Genomic DNA, 23,647 nt, shown 5'->3' with positions numbered 1-23,647 from the left:
ACCCTTGGACACTCTTTCCCTGATCCCTCAATTCGGCAGCCTGCTGTACACGATTGTTGCTTTTGTGGTTGCACTGTCCGTCATCGTCGCGGTGCACGAATACGGCCATTATATCGTTGGACGTTGGTCCGGCATTCATGCCGAGGTGTTTTCCATCGGATTCGGGCCTGTCCTGTGGAGCCGCATGGACAAGCGCGGGACAAAATGGCAGATCGCACTGTTGCCGTTCGGCGGTTACGTCAAGTTTCTGGGGGATGCCAACGCTGCTTCGGGCAAGGACGAAGCTGCGATGCACGAAATTACAGAACAAAGCCCTCAAGAAGTACGCCGTACCATGCACGGTGCACCTTTGTGGGCCCGTGCGGCGACCGTCGCGGCGGGGCCCGCGTTCAACTTCGCAATGTCCATCCTGGTTTTCGGGCTGATCTTCTGGTCTCAGGGTGTTTCACGAGAGCCACTAACGGTGGGCAAACTCCAACCATTGCCCGGTTCTGTTCAGGAGTTGCGGGAAGGCGATGAGATCATCGCAATTGCCGGTATTCCTACCCCGGATTTCGACGAGGAAATCTCGTGGACCGAGTTTACCGAGTCTCTGCCGGTTGAACCGAGCCTGGAATACACCATCATCCGGGACGGCGAGACACTGAATGTGTCCGCGCCCTGGCTGTTTCCGCCGCTGATCCAGCAGGTTACACCGCGCAGTGCTGCAATGGACATTCAACTGGCATCGGGCGACGTGATTACGTCAGTGGATGGAGACCACATTTTTGCCTTCGAGCAATTGAAAGAGCGGGTCGAAGGATCTGACGGGCGTGTGCTGTTGCTGAACGTCTGGCGGGACGGCGCCGATCTGGAATTTGCCTTAGCCCCAAGACGTACGGATGAACCTCAGCCGGACGGCGGATTCGTAACGCATTGGCGTATCGGGATCGTTGGCGGGATGATGCTGGAACCGGCTACCGTTCCGGCGGGTTTGTTGGATTCCCTGACGGGCGGTGCACGACAGACTTTGCGCGTGATCAACGGTTCTTTGTCTGGCATCTGGCATATGATTACTGGGGCGATCAGCACCTGCAACATGTCCGGTCCTATCGGTATTGCCGAGACATCCGGAGCAATGGCCAGTCAGGGCGCGCAGAGTTTTGTGTTCTTCATCGCGGTTCTGTCGACGGCCGTAGGCCTTCTGAATCTGTTCCCGATCCCGGCATTGGATGGCGGTCATCTGGTGTTCTACGCGTATGAAGCGGTCGCGGGCAAACCGCCAAGCGACGCAGTCTTGCGGATTCTGATGGGAGTAGGGATCAGTTTGATACTTGGACTGATGCTGTTTTCTGTTAGCAACGACCTGTTCTGCTGAATGTGACGCCCCGCGCACATTGATGCCGCAATCTTGCCCAAATCCATGGCTAAGATTGTTTGGTGTATTGAAAGACAGGTTTAGAGACCGATGCCAAAGACTCTGCAAAAATCCTATCAAGGGTTCAGCGTTCTGTTCATATTGAACTGGGATGTTCTTTTGTGCTTTGGCGCGACAGCTCTGGCGCTTGCAGGTGGGGCATACCTGGCAGGTATGTGATTCTCGCCCAACATGTTGATTGATTTAGACGGCCCGCTGGGCCGTTTTGTGTTTTTGCGCTTTTGACAAGACCCTTCAATCCCGTTACTCAGCATTAAAAGTCTGAAAATTCTGGGTAGTGAAAAAAATGACGGACAGGCGGGGCGTGGGCATATTCTGCGGTGTGAACAAGACTGCAAACAATATTTTGTGGCGCACACTAACGTTTCTTTTTCTTTTTAGTGCAATGAGTTTCGTGGCTGCGCCGCAGACGGCACATGCCCAGAACTTCACGATCAATTCCTTCCAGGTGGAAGGTAACCGACGCATCGAAACCTCGACGATTATCTCGCGGACCGGAATCGAACCGGGTCAAACCGTGACGGCAGGACAGTTGAATGATGCCTATCAGCGATTGCTTGACAGTGGTGTTTTTGAAACAGTCGAACTGACACCGCGCGGGTCGATATTGGTAATCGAGGTTCAGGAATACCCCACGATCAACCAGATCAGCATCGAGGGCAATCGTCGCGTTAAGGACAATGTCCTGATGGATGCGATTTCCTCGCAGCCGCGCAGGGTCTTTACGCCTCAGGTTGCCGAAGCGGACGCGGACCTGATTGCTGATATTTACTCGGCACAGGGTCGCGTTGCTGCAACTGTCATTCCGCGCATTATCCGGCGCAGCGATAACCGTGTCGACTTGGTGTTCGAAATTGCCGAAGGCACAACGATCGAAGTTGAGCGGGTCAGCTTTGTCGGCAACCGCGCATATTCCGACCGGCGCCTGCGCAGGGTTCTGGAGACCAAGCAAGCGAACATCCTGCGGACTTTCCTGCGCGGCGACACGTTTATCGCGGACCGTATCGAATTCGACAAACAGGTTATTCGCGACTTTTACCTGTCACGGGGCTATGTCGACTTTCGGGTCAACAGCGCAAATGTAGAATTCACCCGCGAACGGGATGCGTTCTTTCTGGTGATGAACATCACCGAAGGCCAGAAGTTCTCGTTTGGAAAAATCACGACTGTCAGCGAAATTCCCGGCGTAGACGCTGCCGCGTACCAGCAAGCCCTGAAAATCAAGCCGGGCGTAACGTATTCGCCTTCTCTGGTCGAAAACTCGATCGCCCGGCAGGAACGGTTGGGTCTGAAGCAGGGCGTTGATTTCCTGCGGGTAGAGCCGCGTGTTACCCGTAACGAGAGAGATCTGACGCTCAACGTCGAATTTGTTCTGACCCGCGGTCCGCGGATTTTTGTCGAACGGATCGACATTGAAGGAAACACGACGACCTTGGACCGTGTGATCCGCCGTCAGTTCGATACCGTCGAAGGTGATCCGTTCAACCCCCGCGAAATTCGCCAGAGCGCCGAGCGTATTCGTGCCCTTGGTTTCTTCGCAACGGCGGATGTGGAACCTCGTGAAGGGTCATCGCCCAGTCAGGTCATCGTTGATGTGGACGTCGAAGAACAGCCAACCGGCTCTCTCAGCCTTGGCGGTAGTTTCTCGGCCGCTGACGGATTTGGTATTGCGATCGGTCTGAACGAATCCAACTTCCTGGGACGCGGACAGAACTTGGGTCTTTCGCTTTCAACCGCGCAGGATTCGGAACAATACGTCATCAACTTTTCCGAACCCTATCTGTTGGGCCGGAAGCTGCGCTTCGATCTAGGCCTTGGTCTTTCGACAACCAATTCGAGCTTTGCAAGCTATGACACCGACACAGTCTTCTTCACCCCGCAAATCAGCTATGCGATTGGCGAACTTTCGTCGCTGAGCCTGCGTTACAGCTGGGACCGCAGTGAAATGACGCAGCAGGACAACCAGATCAACGGTGCCGTGATTGCCTCGGAAATTGCGCAAGGGGAACGCAGCAGCAGTGCCTTGGGTATTTCCTATGTGTATGACAGCCGGCTCGCCGGTCTGAATCCAAACGCTGGTGTCCTGTTTGAGGTCGGTGTGGACGCGGCCGGACTTGGGGGCGACGACAAGTTCATCAAATCGACCGCGCGCGGCATCGCCCAGACACGTGTTCTGAGCGAAGAGGTCGTCCTGCGCGCTTCACTGGAAATGGGCGCATTCCATTGGAGAGGCAACGATTTCAGCCGAACCGTGGATCGCTTTGTTCTTGGCCCAAGTACCTTCCGCGGCTTCGATCCGGCTGGTATCGGCCCGCGCGATCTGTCGAACGGTCAGGATGATGCGATTGGCGGCAACTATTACTGGGTGGCCCGCTTCGAATCTGATTTCCCGCTTGGCCTCCCCGAAGAACTGGGCCTGCGCGGTGGTGTTTTCTACGACGTCGGCAACCTCTACAACATCGACAACGTCAATACCGCAGGGGCGAATATCGTCGGTGCTGATGGCTCAATTCGCCATGTTCTGGGCGTGTCAGTTCTTTGGGATACACCGTTTGGCCCATTGCGCTTTAACTTCTCCAAAGCACTCAAAAAGGAAGACTTTGACCAGGAGCGCAGCTTTGACCTGACCATTCAGGCTCAGTTCTGATCCTTTGATGGTCATGCGGTTTATTCCAGACATTCAGGGCCCGGTTCGGGCCCTTTTTGTCATTCTGCTTTTGCTTGGCGGAGTTGCAACGCAAGGTACGGCACAGCAACTGGGTGTGCCGCAATCTGGTGTTTTGACATTGTCCAGCGAACGCCTTTTCGCTGGGTCAGAATTCGGTCAGCGCATCCTGCGCGAAATTGACGCCGAAAGTGCCTTGTTGGCGGAAGAAAACGAACGAATCGTTGCCGAATTGAGCAAGGAAGAAAAGGAACTGACGGAAAGGCGGTCGACGTTGACAGCCGAAGAGTTCCGGCCACTCGCCGAAGCGTTCGATGACAAGGTGCAATCCCACCGCGAAGGACAGCGGGCCAAACTTGATGCGCTCGCCCGCCGGAGCGAAAACTCCCGCAAGCTGTTTTTTGAGATGGTGCAACCGGTTCTGGTCGACCTCTTGCGAGAGACCGGGGCATCGGTAATCCTCGAACAGTCGAATGTTTTGTTCCGTGCGGAATCGTCCGATATCACCAACATGGCCATCCGTCGGATCAATGCGATGATCGGCGATGGTAGAAGATTGGATAACAAGGCAAGCGAATAGGCTTGCTTGCCCTTGTTCGCGGGTCTTGCTAACCACTCGAAAAAGAGAAATCCACGAAGGGACTCGTTTACCATGACGACGGAAACCAAGAGCGCCGACATTCAGTTGATCCAGCGGATCCTTCCGCATCGCTATCCGTTTCTGCTGGTCGACAAGGTGGTAGACATTTCCGGCTATCAGTCCGCGGTCGGCGTCAAGAACGTCACCATGAACGAGCCTCATTTTCAGGGTCATTTCCCTGGAACGCCGATCATGCCGGGGGTGACGATTGTCGAGGCAATGGCCCAGACCGCCGGTGTCATGCTGGGTGTCGGAATGGATGTCATCGACAGCGAGCTGCTGATCTATTTCATGAACATCGACAAGTGCAAATTTCGCCGGAAAGTGGTTCCCGGAGATGTGCTCGAAATGCACGTTGAAACCGTGCGTGGCAAAAAGGGCGGCAAGATCTTCAAATTCAGCGGTCGGGCAACCGTAGATGGCGAGGTTGCGGCCGAGGCTGAGTTTTCCGCCTATGTCGACTGGGACATGGAAAAAACAACATGAGCCGCATCCATCCCAGCGCAATCATCGAAGACGGCGCGCAGATTGGGCAGGACTGTGCCATCGGTCCGTTCTGTTATGTCGGTCCGCAGGTCAAACTGGCAGATCGCGTGGAACTGAAATCGCATGTTGTCGTGACCGGCGATACGTCGGTTGGCGAGGATACCGTTATCTTCAATTTTTCGGTCATCGGTGAGATACCGCAGGATCTGAAGTTCGGTGGCGAAAACACCCGGCTGGAAATTGGTCAGCGGAACCGCATTCGCGAACATGTGACAATCAACACCGGAACAGATGGTGGTGGCGGTGTTACGCGGGTAGGCGACGATTGTCTTTTGATGGCGGGTGTTCATGTGGCGCATGATGTGCAGATCGGCAATCGGGTCATCATGGTCAACCACGCCGGGGCTGCAGGGCATTGCATTGTCGAAGATGACGTAATCGTCGGCGGCATATCCGGTTTGCACCAATGGGTCCGCGTTGGTCGCGGTGCCATTATCGGGGCGCTGACAATGGTCGCCAACGACGTAATTCCATATGGACTTGTTCAGGCACCTCGTGGCGAACTCGACGGGTTGAACCTCGTTGGTTTGAAACGCCGGGGCGTTCCGCGCGAAGATATCGCCGCCTTGCGCGCGGCTTTCCGCGAGCTGTCGAGCGGCGAGGGGACGTTCATGGACCGGGCCCACCGGATCGGCGAAGGCAACAACAGTGAGTATGTGCGGCGCATCGTCGATTTCGTGACCGGACACAGTGACCGTTCATTCCTGACACCGGGGAAGTAGGACCGTGCTGGCTCTGATCGCAGGAACCGGGAAATTGCCGACCGAGGTGTTGAGCCATTTGCCCGAGCGCCCTGTGATCTGTGCGCTCGAGGGCTTTCTGCCTGATGACCTGACGCCAGACATCGTTTTCCCTATAGAGCGGTTCGGCAGTTTCATTGCTGATATTCAAACCCGTGGAGTGACCGAGATTTGCATGGCCGGCGCGGTGCGTCGCCCGAACATTGATCCTTCGCGGATCGATGCGGCGACGATGCCATTGGTTCCGGTTATTCAGAAGGCAATTGTCTCTGGCGACGACGGCGCGTTGCGCGCTGTGATCAGTATTCTGGAAGACAGTGGGCTTTCGGTTCGTGCGGCACAGGATCTCGCGCCTGAACTGTTGCCCCCGTTGGGATGTTTGACCGAAACCCAGCCTTCTGATGCGGATCTGGCGGATGCGGACCGCGCTGCCGGGATCGTGCGGGCCATGGGAGCGGCCGACATTGGTCAGGCCTGCGTGGTTTCCAAGGGGCAGGCCATGGCGGTTGAGGGGATTTTCGGAACCGCCTGGATGCTGCAATCCCTGACCCAAAGGCCGGATGCTGGCGGCGGCATTCTGTTCAAAGCCCCAAAACCCTCTCAGGACCATCGTGTTGATCTGCCTGCAATCGGGCCTGATACAGTGTCAGATGCGGTTGCAGCAGGTCTATCGGGGATCGTTGTCGTAAAAGGTGGGGTCATCGTCCTTCAACGCAACCGGGTCGTCGAGGAATGCAACCGACTGGGTCTTTTCCTTCTCGTTCGTGAGCGGTCGGTCTGATGCGCGTGTTTCTGGTCGCCGGTGAACCCTCGGGCGACCGGTTGGGCGGCGCGTTGATGGAAGGGTTGAAGACGCTTGTCCCGGATGTCGAATTCGACGGGGTAGGCGGCCCTTTGATGCAGGCGCAGGGATTGAACAGCCGATTCCCAATGTCAGAACTGTCTGTCATGGGCCTGGTTGAAGTGCTGCCGAAGTTCTTCCACCTCAAACGCCGCATTGCCGAAACCGCACAAGCGGTGCTGGATACGCAGCCTGATGTACTGATTACCATCGACAGCCCGGATTTCTCGCTTCGTGTGGCCAAGCTGGTGAAGGCGGGCAGCAACATTCGCACCGTTCACTATGTTGCGCCTAGCGTTTGGGCTTGGCGTCCCGGTCGGGCCGACAAAATGGCCAAGGTCATCGACCACGTTCTGGCCTTGTTGCCGTTCGAGCCGCAATACATGACAAAGGCCGGCATGGAATGCGATTTCGTCGGCCATCCAGTCGTCAACGAACCTATTGCAACGGATACGAACATATCGGAATTCCGAAGCGCCTATGATCTGGGAGAAGCACCGATCCTGCTGGCGCTTCCCGGATCACGCCGCGGGGAAGTCGAACGGCTTGCCCCGGTGTTTGGTGAAGCCCTGAGTTTGTTTTTGCGCGATCATCCGGACATGCGCGTCGTGGTCCCGGCAGTTGCGCACATCGTCGATACGGTGCGCGATCAGATCCGATCATGGCCGGGCGAACCCGTAGTGATCGACCCACGCGAGCTAGAGGCGGTTCATGCGGCGTCTCGCAAGCGTGCTGCGTTTGCAGCGGCAGATGTCGCACTGGCCGCGTCTGGCACAGTGTCGCTGGAACTCGCTGCGCAATCCACCCCAATGGTCATCGCCTATAAACTGACCTGGCTAACCCAGAAGATGGCCGAACGCATGGTCAAGCTGGATACGGTGACTTTGGTCAATCTGGTGTCAGACACCCGCACTGTGCCCGAATGCCTTTTGGACGATTGCCGCCCCGACAAGATTGCCGCAGCCTTGTCAAAGGTCATGGAAGTACCAGAGGCTCAGCAGGAGGCCATGGCCCTCACGATGGACCGTCTTGGGCGAGGTGGAGAGGCCCCGGGGTTGCGTGCGGCCCGCGCCGTGCTGGCACGGATGCGAAACGGGCATGATTGATCACGCTCTGTTTGCACTGTCTGCGGGAATCGCGCAGGTCTCGACAAATCTGGACAACCTTGCAGTGCTGTTCGGTCTGATCGTTGTCATGGGCCGACGTCGTCCGGTCGTGGGGTTCGCCGTCGCGCAAACCGTCGTTCTTCTACTGGCAACCGCCGTCGCCATCGGGCTGAGCCACAGCACATATCCAACGACTATTGGATACCTTGGCATTGTACCACTTGCATTGGGTATCCGGGGCATCTGGTTGCAGATTTCCGGGCGAGGAAAAACCGACACCCAGCCGCAAGGGGCCGTGATCTCGGTTGTTCTGTTGTTTCTCAGCCTGTCCATAGACACGTTTGCAGTCATGACACCGCTTCTTGCGGAATCCTCGGCCTCATACAGATGGGCAGGGCTGTTTGGTGCTGTCACCGCCGCTTGTCTACTGACAGGAGTTGCGGCCTGGGGGGCACCTAAGGCCAAATTGTTTGCACCCAGAATGGCCCGGCTGGACCGGATCGCACCCTATATTATGGTCGCGGTCGGTCTGTATATTCTTCTCAATACCGGGACGGATGCCCTTTAGGCCCCAGACAGACTGAGGCCAGAAGCCACGTTAGTATCCCCGCCAGATCCATCCGCCGCCAAAAATGCGGCTTCCATCTGTTTCATAGAACACACAAGCCTGACCGGGCGAGATGCCTTCTTCCGGGGTCAGCAATTCCACCTCGGCGGTCGTGTCCGACAGTGGCCTGACAATCGCTTCGCGCGGTGGGCGGGTCGAACGAACCTTGACCGAGACATGCCATTCTTTTTGTGACGTGAACGGAGTGTCCCCCAGCCAGTTGATCTCGCGTACGGGAACGGTACGTGTGGCCAGCATTTCCTTGGGACCAACAACAACCTGTTTCTTGTCCACGTCCAGTTTGACGACATAAAGCGGTTCGCTCAGCCCACCGATGCCCAGCCCACGCCGCTGGCCAATGGTGTAGTGAATGACGCCGTTGTGTTGTGCCAGAACGCGACCGTCCGCATGAACAATTTCACCCGGTTCGGCAGCTCCGGGGCGCAGCTTTTCGATCACGCCGGCATAGTTTCCATCAGGAACAAAACAGATGTCCTGACTGTCAGGTTTATCTGCAACGGACAAGCCATACTGCGCGGCCATCTCGCGGGTTGCGTCCTTGGAAGGCAGGTGCCCCAAAGGGAAACGCAGGAAATCCAGTTGTTCCGGCGTGGTCGAGAACAGGAAATAAGACTGATCGCGGTTTGCATCTTCAGCGCTGTGCAGCTCGGGCCCATTGGGACCAACCTTGCGCTGGATGTAGTGGCCGGTTGCCATGCAGTCGGCCTCGAGATCCTTAGCGGTTTCCAGCAGATCCTTGAATTTCACACGCTCATTGCAACGAATACAGGGAACGGGCGTTGCGCCCGCCAGATAACTGTCAGCGAACTCGTCGATCACTGCGTCTTTGAAGATGTTTTCGTAGTCCAGCACGTAATGCGGGAAGCCCCGCTCTTCGGCCACGCGACGTGCATCGTGAATATCGATACCGGCACAACAGGCACCCTTCTTGGCCAGTGCCGCGCCGTGATCGTAAAGCTGCAGCGTTACGCCCACGACGTCATACCCCTGATCAGCCAGATAGGCGGCCACAACAGAGCTGTCCACACCACCGGACATGGCCACGACCACCCGGGTTTCCGAGGGCGGTTTGGCAAATCCAAGCGAGTTCAGCGGAGTCTCGGTATCGAGGGCCATGGCATTTCCAGTGCGGATTAAGAAAGACCGGCAGAATATAGGAAAATTCTAGACACTCTCAAGGGGCGGTTTCATGTGGCTTTAAGTATGCTGGACGCAGCTTTGTCGCAGCAGAAAGTGAGGCGAACGATGTATTTGCACAAAGTTGAGGGGCCAAGATCGGTAACCCTGCCGGATGGAACGGTTTTATCACGGGCTGATCTGCCTCCGGCGGAAACGCGCCGCTGGGTCGCCTCGCGCAAGGCAACTGTCGTTCGGGGCGTTGTGTATGGGCTGATTACCCTATCGGACGCAAAGAAACGATATGGAATCAGTGACGAGGAATTCAATGGGTGGGTCGCCGCCGTCGCAGACTACGGGGTGGACGCATTAAAAGTGACAGCGTTAAAAAAATATAGACAACCCAAGGTAGAGCATGAATAAATGATTCAACGGTAACACCGGGTTAACTATTTTTGATCAAGGTTGAATTGAAATTGCAATATTGACCTGAATTGGAGCAGTGAATGCGTATACTTCTTGTCGAGGATGATCCGACAACGTCCAAAAGCATCGAACTGATGCTGACACATGCCAACCTGAACGTTTACGCAACGGATCTCGGCGAAGAAGGCATCGATCTGGCAAAGCTTTATGACTACGACCTGATATTGCTGGACCTCAACTTGCCGGACATGACCGGACATGAAGTGTTGCGGCAATTGCGGATCGCTCGGGTCGAAACTCCGATCCTGATTCTCTCGGGCGCGGACGATACTGAAAGCAAAATCAAAGGGTTCGGTTTTGGTGCCGATGACTATCTGACCAAACCTTTCCATCGTGAAGAGTTGGTTGCCCGTATTCACGCGATCATTCGGCGCTCGAAGGGGCATTCACAGTCCGTCATTCACACCGGGCGTGTCGCGGTCAACCTTGACGCAAAAACTGTTGAGGTCGAGGGGAAAGCGGTTCACCTGACAGGCAAAGAATATCAAATGCTCGAACTGCTGAGCCTTCGAAAGGGAACAACCCTGACAAAGGAGATGTTTCTAAATCATTTATACGGCGGAATGGACGAACCGGAACTTAAGATCATTGATGTCTTCATTTGCAAGCTACGCAAGAAACTGAGCAATGCAACCGGAGGTGAAAATTACATCGATACGGTTTGGGGGCGGGGCTATGTTTTGCGCGATCCGCAAAACAACAACCTCGATGAAACCCGAATGGCAGTCGGCGCCTGAGCGAAATCTGAAAATGCCGCTGCCGGTTCAGGGCGGCACCCTCACTCACGAACAGCACGACTGGACCTGGCCATGACCTCGCCCTATCACTGAGGTCCAAGATCACGTGACAGGGCGAGGCCATGAGCAACTCCATTTCGGTAACCGACCTGACAGAACAGGAAGCGCAGGAAGAACTGGCGCGCCTTTCTGACCTTCTGCTGCGCGCCAATACCCAATATCACACAGAAGACGCGCCCGAGATTTCGGATGCGGAGTACGACCGGCTCAAGCGCAGAAACGCAGAAATCGAGGCGCGGTTTCCGAATCTGAAACGTCCGGACAGCCCAAGCGAACAGGTTGGTGCGCGCGTCGCTGAAGGGTTTTCCAAAGTTGCACATTCTGTGCGGATGATGTCCCTGGGCAATGCCTTTGACGACGAAGACGTCAGGGATTTTGATCGTTCGATCCGGAAATACCTGGGGTTGCGGGATGATGCGCCGCTTGCCTTCACTGCAGAACCGAAGATTGACGGTCTGTCCTTGTCCTTGCGGTATGAGGGTGGAAAACTGGTTCAGGCCGCAACGCGTGGCGACGGTGAGGTGGGCGAGAACGTAACCGAAAACGCGCGCACGATTTCGGACATTCCTCAAACCATTGAAAACGCACCAGAAGTTCTTGAGGTTCGGGGCGAGGTTTACATGTCACATGTCGATTTCGACGACCTGAATGCGCGTCAGTCACAGGCTGGCGACAAAACATTTGCCAATCCCCGCAACGCCGCGGCCGGGTCTTTGCGTCAGTTGGATGCCTCAATTACTCGGACGCGCCCGTTGCGGTTCTTTGCCTATGCCTGGGGCGAATTGTCAGAACCTTTGGCCGACACGCAAATGGCTGCGATTGAACGGCTTGCAGGTTTCGGGTTTGCCACAAATGCGCTGACCCGGCTGTGTGAAACAACCGGTCAGATGCTGGACCATTATCGGGACATCGAGGCGCAACGCGCAACGCTTGGCTATGACATCGACGGCGTTGTTTACAAGGTGAACGAACTAGCTCTTCAGGCCCGGCTTGGGTTTCGGTCGACCACACCTCGCTGGGCGGTGGCGCACAAGTTTCCCGCAGAACTGGCCTGGACCCGGCTTGAGGCCATCGATATTCAGGTCGGCCGAACCGGCGCGCTTAGCCCCGTGGCCCGGCTGCACCCAGTGACGGTTGGCGGGGTCGTCGTTTCCAACGCGACGCTGCACAACGAAGACTACATAGCCGGTCGCGATGCAAAAGGCGGAACAATCCGAGATGGTAAAGATATTCGGGTTGGCGACTGGGTTCAGGTCTATCGGGCAGGCGATGTGATCCCAAAAGTGGCGGACGTGGATCTGTCAAAGCGTCCCGTCGACTCTGTTGTTTTCGAATTTCCAACACGGTGCCCTGAATGCGGAAGCGAAGCGATCCGGGAGGACGGGGATGCGGTTCGCCGCTGTACGGGAGGTATGATTTGCCCGGCACAGGCCGTTGAAAAGCTGAAGCATTTTGTATCTCGCAAGGCTTTCGATATCGAAGGTCTGGGCGCCAAACAGATCGAAATGTTTCATGACGACCCGACGCTACCGATCAACACGCCTGCGGATATCTTCACTCTGAAAGAGCGTGACGCCAAAAACCTGGCGCGGTTGAAAAACAGGGATGGGTGGGGCGAGACCTCGGCCGGAAATCTGTTTGAAGCGATTGAGGAGAAGCGCACGATCCCGTTGGCGCGACTACTGTTTGCGCTGGGGATACGCCACGTTGGTGAAGTGGGCGCACGGGATCTTGCGTTGTTCTATCGGGATTGGGAAGCGATGGCGCAGGCCATTGATGCAGCCCGGCCGGCTGCCCTGGCCCAACGCGCTGCGGATGAAGCAGAGGAGGCTGAGCGCCAAGCCGCGACAGCCGGCAACCGAAGAGCACGGATCAAGGAAGCGCGCGATGCCGCGATAACCGGGTTGGATGTCCCGAAGGCGGCTGCACAGGCCTGGTCCGATCTGACAGGCATTGACGGCATCGGTGCGACTTTGGGGCTGTCCTTGTCCGATGCTTTCGCAAACTCGGAAGAGCGTCAGGCGTTTGACGATTTGCGCAGACACCTGACGATCATAACGCCGGAGGCCCCGGCATCCGACAGCCCGGTTGCCGGAAAAACGGTTGTATTCACCGGAACGCTTGAAAAGATGACGCGTGCGGAAGCTAAAGCTCGGGCAGAAGCGTTGGGTGCCAAGGTTTCAGGTTCGGTCAGTCAGAAAACCGACCTGCTTGTGGCAGGTCCCGGCGCGGGGTCAAAGGCCAAGAAAGCGGCGGATCTTGGGATTACGACGTTGGATGAAGACGGCTGGCTGCAGCTGATCGGGGATGCATGAGCGGCCGCCCTGAACCCCTGTTCCCACTTTTCGCCCGGCTTGAAACACTTGAAGGTGTGGGTCCGAAAACAGCTCAGTTGTTGGGGCAGATCGGAATCGAGTCACCTCGTGACGTTTTGTTTGCTCTGCCATATGCCGTCATCGACCGGCGGCGGCGTGACACTATTCAGGGTGCAAACCTGCCAACAACACTGACGGTCGAGGTCACGGTCGGCACGCATCGCCCCCCAAGAACGAAAGGCGGCGCGTATCGTATTCACGTCGAGGACAGTCAGGCCGATTTCCAGCTGGTGTTTTTTCACGCGCGTGGCGACTACCTTACAAAAATTCTGCCGCCAGGGGCACGCAGGTTGGTGTCAGGTAAACTGGAGCTGTTCGACGGAATGGCGCAAATGGTACACCCCGATCACGTGGTTTCGCCGGAACAGGCCGGAGAGCTGCCGGAGTTTGAACCTGTCTATCATCTGACCCAAGGCGTGACCCAGAAGACCGCATACAAGGCGGCGCAAAGCGCCTTGGCCCGCGCACCGGATTTGGACGAATGGATCGATCCGGCGCAGGTGGCGCGTCAGAACTGGCAGAGCTGGAAAACCGCCATCCAATCGGCACATCATCCGCAAGGTGCAGATGACGTAGCAATGTTTGCACACGCGCGTGAGCGTCTGGCTTATGACGAATTGCTGGCCCATCAGTTGACGCTGGCCCTGGCCCGAAGCCGGGAAAGGAAGTCGCGCGGAATTGTCAGTACGGCAACCGGCGTTTTGCAATCGAAGGTGCTGAGCAGCCTGCCATATCGCCCCACAGGTGCACAATTGCGGGCCATCGAGGAGATTTCCGCCGACATGGCGTCAGCCGCACGAATGAACCGTTTGCTGCAGGGGGATGTTGGCGCCGGCAAAACGTTGGTCGCTTTCATGGCGTTGCTGATCGCGGTGGAGGCCGGCGGGCAGGGCGTCATGATGGCGCCGACCGAGATTCTGGCGCGGCAGCATCTGGAGGGATTGCGCCCACTCGCGGACGAGGCTGGTGTCGTGCTGGAAATCCTGACCGGACGGGACAAAGGCGCTGAACGCAAAGCCAAGCTGGCCGCGCTGAGAAAGGGTGATATTCAGATACTTGTCGGCACACATGCCGTTTTTCAGGGCGATGTGGAATTCAAAGCCCTGCATTTGGCCATTGTGGATGAGCAGCACAGGTTTGGTGTGCGCCAGCGAATGGAATTGTCGGACAAGGGGAAGGGCGCCGATGTCCTTGTCATGACCGCCACGCCGATTCCGCGCAGTCTGGCGCTCGCGCAATACGGAGACATGGATGTCTCGGTGCTGGATGAAAAGCCGCCCGGACGCAAGCCTGTCAAAACAGCCGTTGTCAGCACGCAACGCATGGATGAGGTTGTGGCCCACCTGAGGCACGCCATCGAAGAAGGCAGGCAGTGCTATTGGGTTTGCCCCCTGGTGGACGAATCCGAGGTTTCAGACCTGACTGCTGCCGAGGAACGGTTCAAGCGGCTGCGCGCGATACTGGGGGATGACGTGGTCGGCCTAGTGCATGGACAAATGCCCCCGGCCGAAAAAGACGCCTCGATGGAAGCCTTTCAATCTGGCAACACCAAAGTTCTGGTAGCAACGACGGTGATCGAGGTGGGCGTAAACGTTCCAAATGCCACGATCATGGTAATCGAACGCGCCGAGATATTCGGGCTGGCGCAATTGCATCAATTGCGTGGGCGGGTCGGCAGGGGCCAGGACGCATCCACCTGTCTGTTGATGTATCAACCACCGCTGAGCGAAGGCGGGCGCAAACGTCTTGAAGTCTTGCGCGAGACGGAGGACGGGTTTCGCATATCTGAGACCGACCTGCAGATGCGAGGAGCCGGGGATCTGATTGGAACCGCGCAATCCGGTTTGCCGAAGTTCCGTATTGCCGATCTGGAACGTCAGGCCGGATTGATGGCGGTTGCCCAGTCAGACGCCAGGGCATTGCTGTCTGCGGATCCGGATCTGACGTCAGACCGGGGCAAGGCCGCGCGAGTTCTGCTATGGCTGATGAAACAGGATCAGGCCATCCGTTTGATTTCAGTAGGTTAGGTGAGAAGTTCCGTTTAGTTCACAAATGTTCTCAAAAAGTTCTTTACCGACTCGGCAAAATATGAGAACAAAAGGTCAACAAAGGATTAAAGCCCTGACCGGAGGTGAACCCATGCTGACCCAGATCAAATCCGCCATTACCCGCTCCCAAGCCACACTTGTTCAGGATGCGGCGGGCGCGGTGTCACTGGTCGTCATGCTGGTGGTTGCCCTTCACCTTCCCGTGGGTTTCTAAGCCTTTCTGCCTGCGATCTCGTGCCGATTAAGCCGCGCTTGTTTCCCCATTTCAGTCAAGGGTGACCTGCCTGTCCCAATTCCCTTGAGGGGCCATGCCTCGGCCCCACGCGGATATCCGGACCCCCACGAGAAACGCATTACCTGCCGCCGCCCTTTCCGCCCGGAAGGTGCGGCGGTTTTTTTTACAACTGGCCCGTTCTGAAGATTTCCATCAGCGCCGATAGAACTGAATTGACCGCGACCGAGGCCAGGATCATTCCCATGACGCGGCTGATGATGGCCGATCCGGAATGCCCGATGACCCGGATGATGGGGTCGGCCAACAACATCAATACCGCGGCAATTGCCAAAACCACCAGCATCACCAGCGCGGTAATTCCCTGATCCGCAAAGCTGTATCGATTGTTGTCGGTCAGAATGACAACAGCCAGCATAGCGCCGGGTGACGCCAAGGACGGCACCGCCAGCGGAAAGATTGCCGGGTTGGGCTTACTTGTGCTGATCGCAGAATCCTCTTCGACCAGGCGCTGATCGGTTTCCGATTTACTTTCCCCGAAAATCATCGTCAGCGCGAACAGGAACAGGATGATCCCCCCAGCCACCTGAAACGAGTTCAGGCCGATATCCAGCGCTTCGATCAGCAATTGACCGAACACAAGAAAAAACAGCAACACACCGGCACTGATCAACGCAGCGAGTAATGCCGTCTTGCGACGTGCCGAAGCCTCGATACCCGCCGTGACGGCAACAAAGACTGGAATTGTACCGATCGGGTCGATCACAACCCAAAGGGTCACGAAATGCTCAAGTAAATTATCCAAAACTCTCTCTCCCCAATTTCAGCCCGGAGACTAGAGAGATTTTCAAAAAAATACCACGTTCAGGCGCAGTTGGCCTGTTCTGCTTTTTCCATCGCCTCGGCCGTCGCGTCCAACGCCAGCAAGATCGAGGCATGCCGGTTCTTGTAATCGCGGGCAGGCATCAGCACCTCAAGCCCGTCAAACGGCGCATCGGGAGCAGGGCCCGCTTTTTTCAACATAGCCGACAACTGTTCGCGCGCCAGTTCCACTTGCGCCCGGGTCGCGCCAATAATGGCCTGACCCACAACCGAAGCAGAGGCTTGCCCAAGCGCGCAGGCTTTCACATCCTGTCCAAAATCAGAAATCCGCCCATCACGCAGTTTGACGTCAACGGTGACAGTGGACCCGCACAACGGCGACCTTTTCTTGACGCTCGCGTCAGGGTGATCCAGCCGGTCCAAATGCGGAATATCCGATGCAAGCGCCAGAATGCGGCCGGAATAGAGCTTGATTAGATCGTTCTCGCCGGACATGGCTTTCCCTCATTGGCTGTTCCTCATACATAGTGGCCAGCCCTCGGGATGCAAAAGGTTTTTGTCATGTCTGAAACACCCGTCTTTGATCCGTCCAACCTGAAATACAACGAATCCGGTCTGGTCCCCGCCATCGCTCAAGATGAGCAGACAGGCGACGTTCTGATGATGGCATGGATGAACGCTGAAGCCATTCAGCGCACGCTGGATTCGCACCGCGTTACGTATTGGTCCAGGTCCCGTCAGTCCTTCTGGGTCAAGGGTGAAACCTCGGGGAACGTCCAGGAACTGGTGGATTTCCGGGTCGATTGCGACCGGGATTGCCTGTTGGTTCTTGTGCGCCAGAAAGGACCGGCTTGTCATACCAACAGACGCAGTTGTTTCTACACTGCCGTAAGAGATGGTGAGGAAGTCGAATTGATGGCCCCGATGTCGTAGCGGCCGCTATAGTCCGACCATCGCACGAATATCACCGGGGCTGACCCCTTCGGCGCGGTATTTGGCGATCGCCCTGGCATCATCACGCTTGGCCAACCGTTTGCCGGTATCATCCCGGATCAGGCGGTGATGGTGGTAGAATGGCGTCGGAAGACCAAGCAGCGCCTGCAGCAGAACATGTATTCGGGTGGCTTCGAACAGGTCCTGTCCGCGAACAACATGCGAGACGCCCTGTGCCGCATCATCCAGAACGACGGAAAGGTGGTATGAGGTTCCCATATCACGCCGAGACAGGACTACATCACCGATGCAGGTTTCCATCTCCTCCGGAGTGAACTCAATCACTCCGGTCTCGCCGTTCGGGCCTTCACCCAATTCCGTGAAACTCGCTACCGATTTCACCGGTCCTCCTGGTATCCTGCGGTCTTTGAAAAGGCTGGCGGCTTTTTTGGTTGCTGCCGAGATGTCCAGACGAAGCGGGATGTCCGATGGCCGCCTGTCTCGGCCTGAACCTCGTTCTTTCAGAGTTCCACGACACGTTCCGGGGTAGATGATTCCATCCGGACCATGCAACGGCGCACCTTCTTGTGGAGCGCTGGCGGCAGCCAGAATGTCCCTTCGATTGCAAGTACAAGGGTAAAGCAGGCCCTGAACCCAAAGATCATCAAGCGCTTTTTCATAAATCGCCGAACGCGCGGATTGGCGCATGACTGGTTCAGGCCAATGCAGGCCCAGCCATCTCAGGTCCTCATAAATCTGGTCTTCCCACATCAACCGCGATCTGGAACGGTCGATATCTTCAATGCGCAGAAGAAACTCTCCGCCTTCGGCAATGGCCATTTCACCGGCAAGCAAGGCAGAGTACACGTGCCCCAGATGTAACGGACCTGTGGGTGACGGAGCAAACCGGGTTACAAAAGTCACGTCTTTTCTACGACATACACTTCGGACTTCAGGTCCAGGCCGGGCAGGTGCGGACCGTATTCGCGGAACAATAGGCGCGCCGCGCCCATATCCAGCCAGTCATTCAATCGAACGGTGTAAGTATGATCCGCAAGCGCATGATCGTTAAAAGAAAATGCAAGCAACCCGCCCTTGGGAAGCGCATGCATCAGCATATCCAATGTCTCGGGCGGGGCTGCGCCGATGCCGATCACGCCAATCGCTGTGATTGCCTTGTACTCACCAGCCGTCAAAGGTTTTGAGTTTGTGATGTCGAAGGTCTTCAGGTTGCGATAAACCCCTTTCGCCTTGGCCCCTTCAAGCATCTGCGGCGTCGGGTCAGCACCGTCGACGATCTGAAAACCGGCATCCCGCAATGCGACCCCGGACAGGCCTGTACCGCACCCGTAATCAAGAATTGGTGTCTGCGCCTCGGGCATTTTGGACCAAAGCGCTTCGGCAACACGTCCCGGCGTGGCATAGCCATTGGCGCCAACCTCGTCATCGTAGGACGGGGCCCATTTCTGATAATGTGCCCGGGTTTCCTGTGGGCCATCCAGATCGTAAGTGTCTTTGAGGTATTTGTCGCTCATACCGGTATGTTAGGCCCGGTTTGCCCGGCGCGTCCAGTCACCAATGCGCAAGCCAGTTCTTCCATTCAGCTTTAGCTCGGTCCGTATAGGCTTTGTAACGGTCCTTTCGCCCGCGCCGTCCGCCTTTGAGGCCGTCAACTGGGCGAAACAGGCCGAAATTTACGTTCATCGGCTGGAAAGTCTTGGCCTCGGCCCCTCCGGTGATGTGATGGATCAGGGCACCCATGGCACTGTCCTGCGGCACTTCAGGTTTCGAAAGACGCATGATTTCAGCGGCGGCCAAACGACCGGCCAACAGACCCATCGCCGCGCTTTCGACATAGCCTTCAACACCCGTGATCTGGCCAGCAAATCGGATATTTGGCTTGGATTTCAGTCGCATCTGCGAATCCAACAATGTCGGAGAGTTGATAAAGGTATTCCTGTGAATGCCACCCAGACGCGCGAAACTGGCGTTCTCCAGCCCCGGGATCATGCGAAACACCTCCGTCTGGGCCCCGTACTTCATTTTGGTCTGGAAGCCGACGATGTTGAACAGCGTTCCCAGCGCGTTGTCGCGGCGCAACTGAACCACCGCATGGGGCTTCACGTCCGGTTGATGCGGGTTCGTCAGGCCAACTGGCTTCATGGGCCCGTGCCGCAAGGTTTCACGACCGCGTTCCGACATGACCTCAATCGGCAGGCAGCCATCAAAATACCCTGCAGTTTCGCCTTCGTGAAACTCGGTTTTGTCCGCAGCCAGCAACGCGTCGATGAACGCGTCATACTGATCGCGATCCATGGGGCAGTTCAGGTATGCCGTTCGTTCCTCTTCGGTTTCGCCCTTGTCATAGCGCGACTGCATCCAGGCCCGACTCATATCGATGCTGTCGGCGTAGACGATCGGTGCGATGGCATCGAAAAAGGCCAGCGACTCGGCTCCGGTCTCTTTGCGGATGGCTTCACCCAATTCCGGCGATGTTAGCGGCCCGGTCGCAAAAATCCATTGTCCGTCATCGGGCAGGGCGGTGATTTCCTCTCCGGTGATCTCTATACGAGGGTGCGCCCGCAATTTAGCGGTAACAGCCTCGGCAAACGGATCGCGGTCAACCGCCAGCGCGCCACCGGCGGGCAGTCGATGCGCATCTGCGGTCGTCATGATCAACCCGTTTGCAGCGCGCATTTCCCAGTGCAGCAGACCGACGGCGTTCTGTTCATCGTCATCGGACCGGAAAGAGTTCGAACAAACCATCTCGGCTAGATTGCCGGTCTGATGCGCAAATGTGCCCACCTTGGGCCGCATTTCGTGAATCACGACATCCACGCCAAGCTCCGCAGCCTGCCAGGCCGCCTCGGACCCGGCCATGCCGCCGCCCACGATATGCAGTTTCTGTGTCATAATCTGCCACATAGGGCAGAGTGCTGACCGACGCAACAGAACTGCACGCGTCGAATAGAGTGCGGATTGAGAGGGGGATCTTGGGGTCGCCGCTGCGGGAATGTCTGCGCCGGTGAGAGAGACCAGCTCGGAGGGACCTTCCGCCCACGGCGACCCAAAAGTATCGTTGAGGCCTTAGCCTCGAACCAGCATTGCCACAGTGTCGCCCTTTTGAAAAGTGCAAAAATACGGACAGTGAGGAAAAAAATGTAAAACAATTGCCTCATTGGTGCCAATTTGGCGGCCGTTTTTCGATAAAAGCCGAGATTCCTTCCTCGGTATCCCGATGCAGCATGTTTTCCGCCATTACGTCGCCGGCATAGGAATAGGCCTGCTGGATTGGCATTTCGAGTTGCTGGTAAAACGCCTCTTTCCCAATTTTTACGGCGGTTCCGAGTTTGGTCGCCAGGTGTTCGGCCAAAGACATCGTTTCATGTTCCAACAGCATTTCCGGCACTGCCCGATTCACAAGCCCCATCTCAGCTGCCCTTTCGGAAGAAATGAAGTCGCCGGTGGTCAGCATCTCGAATGCATGCTTGCGCGGGATGTTCCGGCTAAGCGCAACCATCGGCGTTGAACAGAAAAGCCCGATATTTACCCCATTGACGCCAAACCGCGTGCCTTCGGCCGCAATCGCCAGATCGCAAGTCGCGACAAGCTGGCAGCCCGCGGCGGTCGCGATGCCATGTACCTGCGCGATGACGGGCTGGGGCAGGGACTGGATGGACATCATCATCCGGGCACACCGCGCGAACAGGTCCTGAAAATACCCCCGCCCACGGTCCGGAGCCTGGCGACCGGCGGTCATTTGCTTCAGGTCGTGGCCTGCGCAAAATGCTTTCCCGGCACCGGAAAGGATCACTGCGCGGATCGAGGCATCGGATTTCAGAGCGTCAAGCTCGGCCTGCAGCGCCGCCAGCATTTCGTCGCTCAGGGCATTCAGGCGTTCGGGCGCGTTCATTTTCAGATGTGCGATTGCGCCGGTGTCGTTACGTTCCAGAATTGCCATCTTGCCCTCCTGCTGGCTGTGCGCCAACTCTAGGGCGACAAGGCGAGGAGTGGAAGTATGTCGTTGGCGCTGAACAAAAAAGAACTGTCTGATTATCTGGCGCAGGTCTTTCCGCAGGTTCGCGAGGATTTCATGGTCGAAGAATTGTCTTGCGACTCGGTCAAAATGCGCCTGATTGTTGCTAACCGGCACCTTCGGCCCGGCGGTACCATTTCGGGCCCTTCCATCTTTGCGCTCGCCGATGTCAGTGTCTATGCGATGGTTCTGGCCAGAAAAGGGCGGCAGGCTTTAGCGGTTACGACCAGCGCTTCAATGGATTTCCTGCGCAAACCCGATGGCGGCGCGGACATGATTGCACATTGTAGTTTGCTGAAACTGGGGCGGACATTGGCTGTCGGTGACGTTCTGATGTTTTCAGAAGGCTCGGACAAACCCGCCGCGCGGGCCAGCATGACATATTCTCTTCCGCCGGACGGATCGGCTGCGGCCGCTTTTGGATAAAAAAGGCCGGGGGCATGCCCCGGCCAGGGAAGAGGTCCCAATAATGGGACTGGGGATTTCTAGTTCATCCAGAAATAGCGTTTGGTTTCGCGATAGGCCTGATGCCGGGTCAAACCGACATCCTGCAGCAATTTATCGTCCAGCTTTCCAAGATTGACGCGGCTGCGGCGGCGTTGTTCCCATTTGGTGACCGTCGCTGCAAACCGCACTGCCAGCGCGGCGATCAGCGGCAGCCGGGGGCTGTCGGTCAGCAGCATAAGAGCGGGGTTGTGCATTGCGCGTGTCATGTCATGGTTCCTTTCAAATTGTATTGACACAAAGCGTAAATGTTCGGTACATATGATTGATACATTCAGGATTGTGTCAAAATCAAAGGAAGAATTGTAATGGATACAATTTGGCCAGAGTCATTGCCCAAATCCAAAGGCCCCAAGTATACATTGGTGGCCGACACAATCCGAAAAGCCATTGATAACAATATTCTGGAAGTTGGTGCGAAACTACCTCCGGTCCGCGAGCTTGCGTATCGACTGCAGATCACGCCCGGCACTGTTGCACGCGCTTATACGATTCTGACGGACGAGGGCTTGCTACACGCCGAGGTCGGGCGTGGTACATTTGTAGCCCCGCCACAATCGCCCATTCTGGACGATGTCTGGGCCAGGCAACTGCATTTGCGGGATGACAAGTACAACGCAAATGTAAGTCTGTTCAGCCCACGCCTGGCCGATGCAGGGCAGGTGGCTTTGATCCGGGAATGCCTCCAGAAGGTGGCTCAGTCCGATCCCGGCCTTTTCCTGAACTACCCAACGCGTGACGCGTACAAGCCGATGCGTCAGGCGGTGGTCAACTGGCTTTCAGATCTGCCGCTGGGCGCATTGACCCATGATGATATTGTACTGACACACGGCGGACAGAACGGGCTGTGCCTGGTGTTTCAGACTATCTTGCGTGGCCCAAAGCCGGTCGTTCTGGTCGAAGACTTGTCTTACGCCGGGTTCCGCCGGGCCGGAGAGTTGATGCGCGCGCAAGTTGTCGGCGTCAAAATGGACCGGTGGGGAATTGATCCGGACGCGATGGAGCATGTTTTGCGCCAGACCCCGGCACAGGCTGTTTGCGTCTCGCCCGAAGTACAAAACCCGACCGGGTCACACACGCCACTGGAACGGCGAAAAGAGGTTGTCGAGGTCGCCCGCCGCTATGACGTTCAGATTATCGAGGACGATTGTTATCGCATGGGGGACGCCCGCGAGCCAAGCTATCGCGCGTTGGCGCCAGAAAGGGGATGGCACGTTTCTTCGATCTCGAAAACTCTGACGCCGGCTCTGCGGGTCGGGTTCGCCATCGCACCAAGGGAGCGTAGCGTGGATCTGCGCCGTTCGGCAGAATACGGATATTTCGGCCTGGCGCAGCCGCTGGCCGAACTGACACGTCTGTTGCTGTCAGATCCCCGGACCCGAAAGGTGACGCAGGATGTGCGCAAACGGATGGGGGAATATGTGCGCGTGGCGGTAAACGCACTGGGCGGCTTCGATCTGAACTGGGCACCGGACGTGCCGTTTGTCTGGCTAAACCTTCCATCGGGGTGGCGCGCCGCAGCCTTCAGCCGCGCGGCGGAGCGTGAAGGAATTCAACTGCGCTCGGCAGATGAATTCGCACTGCGCGATGGTCGCGCCCCGAACGCGGTACGCATTGCCATGAACGGGCACGTGTCACTTGAACGATTTGAAGATGCGATGCACCGCTTACGGGCTCTGCTAGACAACCCACCCGAACAAATCAGTGTCTGATTG

25 protein-coding genes are annotated in these 23,647 nt (G+C 56.8%); 17 read left to right on the top strand and 8 right to left on the bottom strand.

The window, feature by feature from the left end:
* Positions 1 to 4: 4 nt before the first annotated feature.
* From rseP to ACR0MI_RS03065, 9 genes are all read left to right on the top strand, one after another.
* Positions 5 to 1,357: an RIP metalloprotease RseP gene (gene rseP, locus ACR0MI_RS03105; RefSeq protein WP_480853597.1), complete on the top strand. Its 1,353-nt coding sequence runs from the start codon at positions 5 to 7 to the stop codon at positions 1,355 to 1,357.
* A gap of 90 nt (positions 1,358 to 1,447) precedes the next feature.
* On the top strand, positions 1,448 to 1,576 hold the full coding sequence (locus tag ACR0MI_RS03100) for a hypothetical protein (RefSeq protein WP_480713544.1): 129 nt from the start codon (positions 1,448 to 1,450) through the stop codon (positions 1,574 to 1,576).
* 127 nt (positions 1,577 to 1,703) lie between these two features.
* Complete coding sequence (bamA, locus tag ACR0MI_RS03095; protein ID WP_170615082.1) at positions 1,704 to 4,064, top strand: outer membrane protein assembly factor BamA; 2,361 nt, start codon at positions 1,704 to 1,706, stop codon at positions 4,062 to 4,064.
* A 13-nt stretch (positions 4,065 to 4,077) separates the two neighbouring features.
* Entirely contained in the window at positions 4,078 to 4,662 is a 585-nt protein-coding gene (locus ACR0MI_RS03090; RefSeq protein WP_480440266.1) for an OmpH/Skp family outer membrane protein, read from the top strand.
* A gap of 72 nt (positions 4,663 to 4,734) precedes the next feature.
* On the top strand, positions 4,735 to 5,208 hold the full coding sequence (gene fabZ, locus ACR0MI_RS03085) for a 3-hydroxyacyl-ACP dehydratase FabZ (protein WP_170615080.1): 474 nt from the start codon (positions 4,735 to 4,737) through the stop codon (positions 5,206 to 5,208).
* Complete coding sequence (gene lpxA, locus ACR0MI_RS03080) at positions 5,205 to 5,990, top strand: acyl-ACP--UDP-N-acetylglucosamine O-acyltransferase (protein ID WP_170615079.1); 786 nt, start codon at positions 5,205 to 5,207, stop codon at positions 5,988 to 5,990. The genes fabZ and lpxA overlap by 4 nt, the downstream gene beginning before the upstream one ends.
* A 4-nt stretch (positions 5,991 to 5,994) precedes the next feature.
* On the top strand, positions 5,995 to 6,789 hold the full coding sequence (locus ACR0MI_RS03075; protein ID WP_170615078.1) for a UDP-2,3-diacylglucosamine diphosphatase LpxI domain-containing protein: 795 nt from the start codon (positions 5,995 to 5,997) through the stop codon (positions 6,787 to 6,789).
* Positions 6,789 to 7,955, top strand: coding sequence for a lipid-A-disaccharide synthase (lpxB, locus tag ACR0MI_RS03070; RefSeq protein WP_170615077.1), 1,167 nt, complete (start codon positions 6,789 to 6,791; stop codon positions 7,953 to 7,955). The genes ACR0MI_RS03075 and lpxB overlap by 1 nt, the downstream gene beginning before the upstream one ends.
* On the top strand, positions 7,948 to 8,523 hold the full coding sequence (locus ACR0MI_RS03065; protein ID WP_170615076.1) for a hypothetical protein: 576 nt from the start codon (positions 7,948 to 7,950) through the stop codon (positions 8,521 to 8,523). The genes lpxB and ACR0MI_RS03065 overlap by 8 nt, the downstream gene beginning before the upstream one ends.
* Before the next feature lie 30 nt (positions 8,524 to 8,553).
* Here the strand turns inward: ACR0MI_RS03065 and mnmA are convergent, their stop codons facing one another.
* Complete coding sequence (gene mnmA, locus ACR0MI_RS03060) at positions 8,554 to 9,699, bottom strand: tRNA 2-thiouridine(34) synthase MnmA (protein WP_170615075.1); 1,146 nt, start codon at positions 9,697 to 9,699, stop codon at positions 8,554 to 8,556.
* A gap of 129 nt (positions 9,700 to 9,828) precedes the next feature.
* On the opposite strand from mnmA, the gene sciP reads away from it, so the two are divergent.
* The 5 genes from sciP (at position 9,829) to ACR0MI_RS03035 (ending at position 15,619) form a co-directional block, all read left to right on the top strand.
* Positions 9,829 to 10,122: a CtrA inhibitor SciP gene (gene sciP / locus ACR0MI_RS03055; protein ID WP_170619092.1), complete on the top strand. Its 294-nt coding sequence runs from the start codon at positions 9,829 to 9,831 to the stop codon at positions 10,120 to 10,122.
* A gap of 83 nt (positions 10,123 to 10,205) precedes the next feature.
* Positions 10,206 to 10,922, top strand: a complete 717-nt coding sequence (gene ctrA, locus ACR0MI_RS03050; RefSeq protein WP_170615074.1) for a response regulator transcription factor CtrA — start codon at positions 10,206 to 10,208, stop codon at positions 10,920 to 10,922.
* A gap of 122 nt (positions 10,923 to 11,044) precedes the next feature.
* The gene (gene ligA / locus ACR0MI_RS03045) at positions 11,045 to 13,297 is read left to right on the top strand and encodes an NAD-dependent DNA ligase LigA (protein ID WP_170615073.1); all 2,253 of its coding nucleotides are present in this window, start codon (positions 11,045 to 11,047) and stop codon (positions 13,295 to 13,297) included.
* Positions 13,294 to 15,384 (top strand): ATP-dependent DNA helicase RecG, encoded by a 2,091-nt coding sequence (gene recG / locus ACR0MI_RS03040; RefSeq protein WP_170615072.1) that lies wholly within the window; start codon positions 13,294 to 13,296, stop codon positions 15,382 to 15,384. Before ligA ends, recG begins: the two co-directional genes overlap by 4 nt.
* 112 nt (positions 15,385 to 15,496) lie before the next feature.
* Positions 15,497 to 15,619, top strand: coding sequence for a hypothetical protein (locus ACR0MI_RS03035; RefSeq protein ID WP_321253024.1), 123 nt, complete (start codon positions 15,497 to 15,499; stop codon positions 15,617 to 15,619).
* Between the two features lie 184 nt (positions 15,620 to 15,803).
* Here ACR0MI_RS03035 and ACR0MI_RS03030 read toward each other — a convergent pair whose 3' ends face one another.
* Both ACR0MI_RS03030 and ACR0MI_RS03025 read right to left on the bottom strand, forming a co-directional pair.
* Entirely contained in the window at positions 15,804 to 16,442 is a 639-nt protein-coding gene (locus ACR0MI_RS03030; protein ID WP_170615071.1) for a MarC family protein, read from the bottom strand.
* Positions 16,443 to 16,501: 59 nt separating this feature from the next.
* Positions 16,502 to 16,954, bottom strand: a complete 453-nt coding sequence (locus ACR0MI_RS03025) for an iron-sulfur cluster assembly scaffold protein (protein WP_170615070.1) — start codon at positions 16,952 to 16,954, stop codon at positions 16,502 to 16,504.
* A 48-nt stretch (positions 16,955 to 17,002) separates the two neighbouring features.
* Between ACR0MI_RS03025 and hisI the strand changes: the two genes are divergently transcribed.
* The gene (hisI, locus tag ACR0MI_RS03020; RefSeq protein ID WP_170615069.1) at positions 17,003 to 17,392 is read left to right on the top strand and encodes a phosphoribosyl-AMP cyclohydrolase; all 390 of its coding nucleotides are present in this window, start codon (positions 17,003 to 17,005) and stop codon (positions 17,390 to 17,392) included.
* A gap of 6 nt (positions 17,393 to 17,398) precedes the next feature.
* Here the strand turns inward: hisI and gluQRS are convergent, their stop codons facing one another.
* The 4 genes from gluQRS to ACR0MI_RS03000 form a co-directional block, all read right to left on the bottom strand.
* The gene (gene gluQRS, locus ACR0MI_RS03015; RefSeq protein ID WP_170615068.1) at positions 17,399 to 18,316 is read right to left on the bottom strand and encodes a tRNA glutamyl-Q(34) synthetase GluQRS; all 918 of its coding nucleotides are present in this window, start codon (positions 18,314 to 18,316) and stop codon (positions 17,399 to 17,401) included.
* Complete coding sequence (locus tag ACR0MI_RS03010) at positions 18,313 to 18,927, bottom strand: methyltransferase domain-containing protein (RefSeq protein WP_170615067.1); 615 nt, start codon at positions 18,925 to 18,927, stop codon at positions 18,313 to 18,315. Before ACR0MI_RS03010 ends, gluQRS begins: the two co-directional genes overlap by 4 nt.
* Positions 18,928 to 18,964: 37 nt before the next feature.
* Entirely contained in the window at positions 18,965 to 20,305 is a 1,341-nt protein-coding gene (trmFO, locus tag ACR0MI_RS03005) for a methylenetetrahydrofolate--tRNA-(uracil(54)-C(5))-methyltransferase (FADH(2)-oxidizing) TrmFO (RefSeq protein WP_170615066.1), read from the bottom strand.
* A gap of 262 nt (positions 20,306 to 20,567) precedes the next feature.
* A complete protein-coding gene (locus ACR0MI_RS03000) occupies positions 20,568 to 21,380 on the bottom strand; it encodes an enoyl-CoA hydratase (RefSeq protein ID WP_480440271.1) in 813 nt (270 codons plus the stop codon).
* 30 nt (positions 21,381 to 21,410) lie between these two features.
* Between ACR0MI_RS03000 and ACR0MI_RS02995 the strand changes: the two genes are divergently transcribed.
* Positions 21,411 to 21,854, top strand: a complete 444-nt coding sequence (locus ACR0MI_RS02995) for a PaaI family thioesterase (protein ID WP_170615064.1) — start codon at positions 21,411 to 21,413, stop codon at positions 21,852 to 21,854.
* 59 nt (positions 21,855 to 21,913) lie between these two features.
* On the opposite strand, the gene ACR0MI_RS02990 is transcribed toward ACR0MI_RS02995, so the two are convergent.
* The gene (locus tag ACR0MI_RS02990; protein WP_170615063.1) at positions 21,914 to 22,141 is read right to left on the bottom strand and encodes a DUF1127 domain-containing protein; all 228 of its coding nucleotides are present in this window, start codon (positions 22,139 to 22,141) and stop codon (positions 21,914 to 21,916) included.
* A gap of 99 nt (positions 22,142 to 22,240) precedes the next feature.
* On the opposite strand from ACR0MI_RS02990, the gene ACR0MI_RS02985 reads away from it, so the two are divergent.
* Positions 22,241 to 23,644, top strand: a complete 1,404-nt coding sequence (locus ACR0MI_RS02985) for an aminotransferase-like domain-containing protein (protein ID WP_170615062.1) — start codon at positions 22,241 to 22,243, stop codon at positions 23,642 to 23,644.
* The last annotated feature ends 3 nt before the right edge of the window (positions 23,645 to 23,647 follow it).

It is taken from the genome of Ruegeria sp. D4, assembly GCF_056534475.1.
The sequence above is the reverse complement of the archived record's forward strand: the minus strand, read 5'-3'. Positions and strand labels throughout refer to the sequence as shown.